Origin of the sequence: Gelidibacter sp., from assembly GCF_035577925.1 — a bacterium.
Classification (GTDB): Bacteria; Bacteroidota; Bacteroidia; order Flavobacteriales; family Flavobacteriaceae; genus Gelidibacter.
The window spans coordinates 1-9,340 of sequence record NZ_DATJCY010000269.1 but is presented as its reverse complement, the minus strand read 5'-3'; the positions used below and the strand labels follow the sequence as shown (position 1 = coordinate 9,340).

Sequence of the window (9,340 nt, the reverse complement as noted above, 5' to 3'; positions counted from 1 at the left end):
TTTATGTTAAAAAAAACGCCTCTAAAACATAGTGTCGTTAGAGGCGTTTCTATACTCAAAATAACATTTTATAACTTATTCCAAGTATCGTTCAAAACATTAATATCAGGTAGCATTTTGTTAGGATCCATAACAACTCTCTGAATTTCTTTTGAGGTTTTCAAAAGATGGGTCCAGCTATTGCCGCGTTGCCAAATTTCAACAGGAAGCGCAACATTTTCTGTTGAATTATCAGTGTAGATCACCTCCAATTGAACGGGCATTGGGATTTGCCCTTTGTTTTCGACTGTAATCAGATAATTACCTTGATTATTTTCTACAGTTGTAATCCCCAAATCGATATTGCCATTGCCATAAAACCAACCTCTCCAGAAATAGGATAAATCCTCTCCTACTGCATTTTCTATATGGTTAAAAAAGTCATTAGGCTGCGGATGTTTGTATGCCCAATGGCGGATATAACTTTTAAACGCATAATCAAAACGCTCTGGTCCTAAAATGTATTCGCGAAGCATATAGAGTCCTGCTGCCGGCTTGAAATATGCCGTATAGGCCAAATTTCGTTCATGTGCCACTTCAGGCGAAGTATTGATGCCCTCACGGTTTTGATAAGTAAGGTAGCCCACCAATCCACGTGGTTTATCCGTAGAACTCGGGTATTCATTATTATTAAAAGCAACGGTACTGTAGTGGTTGATAAACGTATTAAAACCCTCGTCCATCCAAGGGTAACGGCGTTCGTTATTACCAACAATCATCGGAAACCAGTTATGGCCAAATTCATGGTCGGTAACGCCCCATAACCCAGAACCCTTACTTGTATAATGACAAAAACTAACACCAGGATACTCCATACCGCCAACATTGGCAGCCACATTTATAGCGTTATAATATGGATAAGGATAATAGGTTTTAGAATAAAATTCGATAGCCCCTTTGGTGTATTCCGTAGATCGAGACCATGCGTCATTACCGTCACTCTCCTTTGGATAAACGGATTGTGCCAAGCCTGTTTTTCCATCACCCAAATTCATTCGTGCAGCATCCCAAATAAATGCTTTTGATGCCGCCCACGCTACATCACGCGTGTTTTCCATTTTATAATGCCAAGTCAATGTTCCGCTCGCTTTAGCTTGTGCCACCGCTTTTCCAACCTCATCTGGCTGGATAATATATACGGTTTTATCACTTTTTTCAGCTTTCGCAAAACGCTCTTGCTGCGTTTTTGTCAATACTTCCTTCGGATTTTGTAAAACCCCAGAACACACCACTGTTTGATTAGCCGCTGCTGTAATTTTTACATCAAAATCACCATATTCGCAATAAAACTCGCCAGCACCCAAATAAGGCTCTGTATTCCAACCTACCACATCATCAAATACGGCCACACGAGGATACCACTGTGCGATGGCATATACCGTTCCGCCTTCAGTATCCAATCGGCCCATACGGTCCATGCCTTCAACAGGCACTTTAAATTTAAAATTCATGGCAATGGTCACTTTACCACCTTTAGCAGCCAACGGCTTATCTAAAAAAAGCTGCATTCTGGTATCGTTAACCAAATATTTTGATGAAGAGCCAGTAGCCGTTTTAGCCGACACATTCGATAATTCAAAACCACCTTCAACATCACCGTTATATCTATTTCCAACAACCGGAGTGGTTAGTGTGCCACGGGACGTTTCGGTAAAACGATCTTGCTCCAAATACAACCAGATAAAATCCAAAGTTTCGGGACTATTGTTGGTGTACTCAATAGTTACTTTTCCAGAAACAACGTGGTTTTTATCGTCTAAGGAAACTTCCAGATTATAATCGGCTGAGTTTTGCCAATATTCGGGACCTGGCTTTCCTGAGGCTGTCCTATAAATATTCCCCTGACGGTAAGAAACATCATCAAACAAATGCTGATTACCATAATTCGCTTCTTGTGCAAAAACCGAAAAAGGAAAAACAAAAGTTATCAGTAACACCGCTATGGCATTGCGTTTAAAATATATCATAATTTGGAAATTTAAGTAGTATTTAATGGCGAATATACTAATTTGAAAGCAAGTATATTAAAGTAATCAGAGAGAAATCAAGAATTTTTGTGAAAAATATTCATGCTAAAATCCTTTTATTTTACAACTATATTCAAGGAAAATATAAAATTTGCTTTCAAAAAAAACGAACTCTTCTAAAAATTTAATCCAACAGTTATTTTTTCTTCCTTCTGGAATCTCGCCATTCCCAAGGCGCCATAGGATTGGGATCTTTCCAAAGCCCCACTTTAGCTTGCCGTGCAGCATCTTCCATCTGCTTCAAGGTTTTATCTTTTGAAAATTTAATATAATGCCACGCCAGACCATTTTTGACCAGCTCATGGCACAAACTCAAGGAGTCGTTATAGATCACATTAGCAATATAACGTTTGTAACGGTCTTTAGATTGAACATGTACGGCCACTGTTTTACCAAAAATGGCTTTGGAAGTAAATTCGGTAGCTTTTGCCGAAAAATCCTGTTTTTTTTCGGGGCAATCAATATTTGCCAAACGCACTCTGATGACGGTAGAATCTTTAGTAAGAAGCTTAAAAGTGTCGCCATCCATGATACCAACAACTTTTCCGGTAATGGTTTGCGAAAAACAACCGAACGAAATAAAAAATAATAAAACAAATACTCTCATGTAGGCTTAAAAAATTTGGGGAGTTAAAAAGTGAGGAAAGGTAGTGTTTTTATAAGATTTGTGCTATACAGCAAACTGCTTTTATAAAAACCTGAAAATGCACAATCTTTATCCCTTTTCTACCCCAATCAAACCCGCACGCTTTATATTTGCAAACAAAAATATCCCAAATGCTCAAAAAAATACGAATCGATAGCTTTGTCATTGCCATAATCATTAGTATTATTATTGCTTATTTCTTTCCTCAGTTTGGCGCATCAGATAGTCCTGTGCCGATGGACTTGATCAGTAGCTTAGGAATTTCGTTCATCTTTTTTTTCTATGGCTTGAGCCTGAGTCCGCAAGCACTAAAGGACGGCTTGAAAAACTGGAAACTTCATATATCAGTTCAAGCGTCAACATTTTTACTATTTCCAATACTTATTTTACCGTTTTTTCCATTGGTAAAAAACACTTCATACGAAATTTTATGGCTGGCCTTTTTATTTATGGCGGCGTTGCCTTCTACCGTTTCGTCCTCGGTAGTAATGGTGTCTATGGCCAAAGGCAACTTGCCCGGTGCTATTTTTAATGCTAGTATTTCAGGAATTATTGGCATTGTACTAACCCCTCTTTGGATGTTGCCATTTATAAAACAAACTGACGTCGCATTTAATTTCTCTGCAATTTATTTTCAGTTAATAACCGAAATAGTCATTCCACTAGCTTTAGGATTATTACTCAGACGATTTCTTGGTAACTGGGCCTTGAAACACAAACGCACACTAAACAAGTTTGACAAAACCATCATTCTGCTCATCATTTACAAAAGTTTTGTGCAGTCGTTTGAAGATGATATTTTTAGCAGCGTGAGCCTTTTAGAAATGTTGGCGATGACAGGCTTGGTTTTGATCTTGTTTTTAGTGGTATATTCTTTAACTGGGTGGATCGGTAAGCGCTTAAAATTCAGTCATGCCGACCAAATTACCAATCAATTTTGCGGTACCAAAAAATCCTTGGTCCATGGCACCGTTTTTTCCGAAGCCTTATTTGGACAAACCAGCATTGTCGGAATCATTTTATTGCCACTAATGTTTTATCACGCGCTTCAAATCTTGATTATTAGTGTGATTGCGACGAAAAAAGGCAATGAGGTGGTTCAGGGATTGGGGATTAGGGATTGATATAAAAAATAATAGTAACTCGGGGTTATTGGCATAAACTATTGCTCATTACTATTGGGCAATTCATACGATATTAAATCGCTTTTATTGAATTGGCGTGAATGCAATAATTGACTTTTTCCAAAATTTCTATTTGAAATTCCATTTTCAATCCATCATTTTTATTCGGGCTTTATAGATTGACACTCATTTATCAAATGGATTTTTAATTGTGGAGCAATCCAAACTCAAAAGTATTGTCATGAAAGTGCATTTTTCCCACATCACGTTATCCGCTTAATAAAAATAGACATGAGTAAAATGACCGCCCATTCTACACTCCAGATATCTTTATCCAATTGGATTTTGAAGATCGGATTTATCAAAACCGCTGAACCTAGCCATATAAAAAACCAAGTGTTATCCTTTTTATAATCGTAGAATGCCAACAGCCCAAAACCGATCATTCCCAAAAACCTAGCTGTTTGAGAATACCCTGGTTCTGAAATGAAAGCAAAATAAGTAAACATAAGAATGAGAAGACTCTTATTTATAAGCAGGATTTTTTTCATTCAGACAGGTATAAAAGATTTAAAAAGCTGACAACCATGACGGTTGTCAACTTTTTTTCACAATTATCGAGGCAAACAATTGTATATGGGTCAAACTTATAACAATAAAAAAAAAGAAGCATGCGGAAATCCGCACGCCTCTAATTTTTCCCCTCAGAAATTAATAGATTTAAATCATCCCTCTATCAATGGCAATAGCGATAAGTTGCTCAGAAGTTTGGGCATTAAAGAGCATTTTCAAATTGGTCAATCGTTTTTCAATACTTCTTAAACTCTTGTTGGGCAGATCGCGTTCTTCAAAATAATCGGCAATTTGGTCTCTTTTGAGTCCTTTGGCTAAAAGCTGAAGAATCAATTGATCATATTGGTCAGTTTCCTCGATTTCATTCGCACTGCGAAGTAATTGTTGGATCCCATTCGAAAAATAGGTTTCTCCATTTTTAACAGCTTGCAGAGCATTTTGGATTTCCCGAGATTCGTCCCTGCCTTTTTCAACATAAGCGTCAATATCAAAACTATCGATCAGGTTTTTAATTTTACCAATTCGATGTTCTACAGAAAACACGATAATTTTTAGATTTGGCTGAACTGTCTTTACGGCAGCAATCAAATCCTCTCCTGAAGACAGTTCTTTTTTTCTGTGGTCGTCCTTAAATGACAAATCACTGATCAATAAATCGTAAGGCGCATTAGCCAGAAGGGCGGATTTAATTTTCAGCAAGGCATCATCGCAATACGCAACATTATGCACTTCAGCAACAAATAGCTCATTCAAAGTAGCTTCTAAACCCTTGTGGATGGTATGCTGATCTTCAGCAATTAAAACTTTTTTGAACATAATCAATTTATTTAAAAGTAATGATGGCTTTGAAACCATGTCCTTGTGAAGTGTCAAATGTAATACGCCCACCGATCTCTTTCATGCGGGATTCCGCATTCTTCAAACCATTTAATGAAATAACTGATAAATCGCAGCCTACGCCATCGTCGGCATACCAAATTTCATACTTGTTTTTGTTCTTTTTGAACATCACAGAAACAAGCTGTGCCTGACTGTGCTTTTTCATGTTCACCATTAATTCTTGCAACACCCTATATATGGTCAGCTTTTTATGTTCAGGTACTTTTTCCCATGGAATTGTATTGATGGTGTTAGTAACAACTCTAACCTGTGGCTTATTGTGCTGTATCAGTAAGTTTTTTAAGGTATTGGGAAAATCCTTAAAATCAACACTTGCCGTCTCTGTAGAAATATCGCGAGTTCTCAAATAAACATCTTCAAGATTATTCAAAAGTTTCAATTTACTTGCAACAGACGCGTCCAACTCATTTTCAACATAACTCATCAAATCAGACACATCGTTGGCCAATTCATCATGGATTTTTTTTGAAATTCGGGTTTCGGTTTGAAAAACTTGATAAATATTATCTTTTTTGTGTTGCATCCTTACCAACAAATACAATAACACCCCCAAAATAATGACCACTACGATAGCAATCTGCCAACGCTCTTTTAAAGCCTTATTCTTTTGTGCTTCTAATTCTTTTTGTGAAAAATCATACTTTCTTGAGGCATATTTATTTTCGGTCAACAAATTATCCAAGCGTATCTTATCACTCAGTTCTTTATATGCCGTGACCAAAGTATCGGTACTGAGATCCATATATGCCGACAGCACATCCAATTTATAAGCATCACTATTAAGAGTATTGGCGATACTATAGCATTTACTCAGATTCAACAAGGCGTTCTGTTCATCCTTTTGTGCTCGGTAATATTCAAAAAGATGGTCGTAACTGGCATAAATTCCTCCTGCATCGTTTAGCGCCAAACGTTTTTCTAATGCCAATTCCAAATTATCAAGCGCATCTGGTCGCCCCAATTTAAATTTGGCGTAACCCATATTATCAAGGTTACGAGCTATTTCTTTTTCATCATTTATCTCTTGACTGATCTGGTAAGCATTTTCAAACTCAATTAATGCTTTTTCAAATTCATTTTCGTCTAAATAAATAAATCCTCTATTATTAATAATTCTATTCTGTTGTTCTGGCTGCGTAGCGATTTTCAATGCTTTATTATAATGCATCAATGCACGATCGGGCCGCTTCAAAGCTCTGGATACTTTTCCCAATTGATTATACAATCCTATTTTAGCTTCTTGGGAATAGGCATCATCCGGCATTTTATCCAGCATGGCAATGGCCTCAATGGCCGAAGTTTCACTATCGTGATAAAATCCGGATTCATTTTGGATAATAGCCAATAATCTCAAATCATAAATGGCACCAACAGTATTTTTATGAGCAATACAATAGGCTTTATGTTGGATAAAATAATCATAAGCCTTTGCAAAATCTGAAGGTTCTTTAGGATTGAGTGCCAAATTATAATAAAAGCCAAGACTGTCTTGCTGCTGTTGCGACCGCATCAAAAGCCCCGAAAACAAGGTGACAATGATAAAAAAGAGGAATGACTTTTGGTTGTTTATCATTCCTCAAAATTACTAACAAATTTCAATTAAAGTCCTTAGAACCGGATTTTGTTATACGCAACATACCCCAAGTTAATCGATCTATTTATCATTAAAAACTTTCAAAAGATGAGGCGTTCTTTCAAAACAAATAGTGCTTAAAAACCGCACCATAGACATTAAATTTAAAACAAGTTCTTAAATCCTTTTAAAGACATTAACTTTAACGTTATTTTAAAAATAGAGTTATTAATAATGGCATTTAGCGACACATTTAGGAGTCAAATGCAATAAATTTGTAACATTAGCAACTACACCATCTGATTGGAAGAAAAAGAAATCGATACTAAAAAACCTGTGAAAAAGGGTTATAGGCTATTAAGAATTATTGCTAAAATATTTCTTCTCATTGCCATATCTTTAGTTTTCCTTTTCTTTTTCATTAAAAGCCCATGGGGACAAGGCATTATAATCGATAAAGTAACATCGTATATTTCCAATAAAACGCATACCAAAGTCAAAATTGAGCGCTTATTCCTCACTTTTGATGGCCATCTTCAAATGGATGGTTTATTTCTGGAAGATGCGAAAGGTGACACTTTAATCTATTCAAAATCATTGGAAGCCAATGTACCACTCTGGGCTATGATTCGTGGTGAAAGTATTGGTGTTGATGCTTTGCATTGGGAAGGGTTACGCGCAAATATCATTCGTAAAGATTCCGTTGAAGGTTATAATTTTCAATTTTTAATTAACGCTTTTACCTCTGAGGAAACCCATACTCTAACTCCAGAAACCACTAGTGCGCCGTTAAATATCAATATAGGAACACTCAACTTCAAGGATTTCGACATCGTTTTTGAGGATGCCGTCGTTGGAATTGATAGTCGATTTAAAATCGGAACACTTGATGCGGAAATGAAAGCCACTAATTTGGAAACGATGACTTTTGAAGCTTCCAAACTCCAGCTTTCTGATGCCGAGATTAAATTCATCCAAACTCTAGTTGCAGAAACCAAACCTGATGAAACCCAGGCGCCACTGCCTTATTTATCAGTTGATAATTTAACACTGACCAACATAATTGCCGATTATAAATCTGTTGACGATCAAATTGCCGCAAAAATTAATGTCAACGAGTTTTTTGCAGAAATCCCAAAAATCGATTTGTCAAATAATGATTTTGATGTGGAAACTTTCCGTTTAAAAAACTCATCTATTATCCTTAACACCAAAACAGAATCAAACGGATCGGCAAAAAAAACAGAAGGCACTAAAACGAACAGCGATGTTTTTGAATGGCCAGACTTAAAGTTAGCCATCAACACCCTCGATCTTGAAAATAACGCTTTTAGCTATTTAGTAGATTCTGCAGAACCTAAAGCAGGAGTTTTTAATCCGGATGCTGTTGTTTTGAATGGTTTAAATTTAAAAACTAATCAGATTATCCTGAAAGATAAAACCGCTCAACTTGAGATGGATTATTTTACTTTTCAAGAAATTTCTGGATTAAATTTAAAAGAATTAAGTCTAAAACTCCAAATAGATGACAGCACACTAAAAATTACAGATCTAAAAACAGCCTTAAACAACAACCAACTTAATGGCTATTTCCGCTTGGATTATCTAAGCTTAGCGGCGTTAATAAAAACACCTGAAAAATCAAAAATTGACATTAATATTCCAACATTTCAAATTGCACTAAAAGAACTTCTGCGCTTTGATCCAAATCTGAAAAAAAATCCATATTTCGATGCATTAAGTCAACATTTATTGTCCGGAAACGTAAAAGCAAAGGGCCATTTGTCTGATATTTCTATTGATAATTTAAATGCGCATTGGTCAAATACGCGCATTTCGGCCAACGGAACTATTCAAAACGCAACCGATTCAAAACATATAAAATTCGTTATCCCTAATTTTTCGGCAACTACAAAACGTGCGGACCTCATCAAGTTTATGGATGAAAAAGCATTGGGAATTAACTTGCCAGAAAACATCAAACTTGTTGGAAATATAAATGGCAATCCCAACGACATCCATACCAAAACCACCTTAACCACCACTCAAGGTTTGGCCACTTTGGAAGGTTATGTCAAAAACGGAAAAACTATTGAATTTGACACCAAGCTATCCATCGCCGATTATAAACTGAATGAATTACTTCAAAATGACCAATTAGGCAACTTAAGTTTGATCGTAAAAGCTACAGGAAATGGAAAAAACATCAACGCTCTTAATATTCAAGCGGAAGGTAAAGTTTCGGATTTCACCTATAACAATTATCACATCAATAATCTAAATTTGGTCGGAAACATCGAAAATGGGCACGGAAAAATCACTTCGCAATACAAAGATCACAACCTCGATATGACCTTGAATGCCTTTGTGGTTTTAGACACTTTAGCTCCAGAGGCCAACGTTGAATTGGATATTGCCGGCGCCAATTTAAAAGCTTTGGGACTCATGGATCGAGAAG

General features: G+C 36.4%; 6 protein-coding genes and 1 pseudogene. 2 read left to right on the top strand and 5 right to left on the bottom strand.

Features of this window, described 5'->3' with window-relative positions; all coding sequences use genetic code 11:
- Positions 1-68: 68 nt before the first annotated feature.
- A complete protein-coding gene (locus tag VNJ50_RS10645) occupies positions 69-2,006 on the bottom strand; it encodes a M1 family metallopeptidase (protein WP_325581683.1) in 1,938 nt (645 codons plus the stop codon).
- A 196-nt stretch (positions 2,007-2,202) separates the two neighbouring features.
- On the bottom strand, positions 2,203-2,673 hold the full coding sequence (locus tag VNJ50_RS10640) for a thermonuclease family protein (protein ID WP_325581681.1): 471 nt from the start codon (positions 2,671-2,673) through the stop codon (positions 2,203-2,205).
- A 170-nt stretch (positions 2,674-2,843) separates the two neighbouring features.
- On the opposite strand from VNJ50_RS10640, the gene VNJ50_RS10635 reads away from it, so the two are divergent.
- On the top strand, positions 2,844-3,836 hold the full coding sequence (locus VNJ50_RS10635; protein ID WP_325581679.1) for a bile acid:sodium symporter family protein: 993 nt from the start codon (positions 2,844-2,846) through the stop codon (positions 3,834-3,836).
- Positions 3,837-4,099: 263 nt separating this feature from the next.
- Here the strand turns inward: VNJ50_RS10635 and VNJ50_RS10630 are convergent, their stop codons facing one another.
- From VNJ50_RS10630 to VNJ50_RS10620, 3 genes are all read right to left on the bottom strand, one after another.
- Positions 4,100-4,387: a DUF6804 family protein gene (locus tag VNJ50_RS10630; protein ID WP_325581677.1), complete on the bottom strand. Its 288-nt coding sequence runs from the start codon at positions 4,385-4,387 to the stop codon at positions 4,100-4,102.
- 169 nt (positions 4,388-4,556) lie between these two features.
- The gene (locus VNJ50_RS10625; RefSeq protein ID WP_325581675.1) at positions 4,557-5,225 is read right to left on the bottom strand and encodes a response regulator; all 669 of its coding nucleotides are present in this window, start codon (positions 5,223-5,225) and stop codon (positions 4,557-4,559) included.
- A gap of 7 nt (positions 5,226-5,232) precedes the next feature.
- Positions 5,233-6,882, bottom strand: coding sequence for a hypothetical protein (locus tag VNJ50_RS10620; protein WP_325581673.1), 1,650 nt, complete (start codon positions 6,880-6,882; stop codon positions 5,233-5,235).
- 303 nt (positions 6,883-7,185) lie between these two features.
- On the opposite strand from VNJ50_RS10620, the pseudogene VNJ50_RS10615 reads away from it, so the two are divergent.
- Positions 7,186-9,340, top strand: a pseudogene (locus tag VNJ50_RS10615) (translocation/assembly module TamB); the annotation flags it as partial.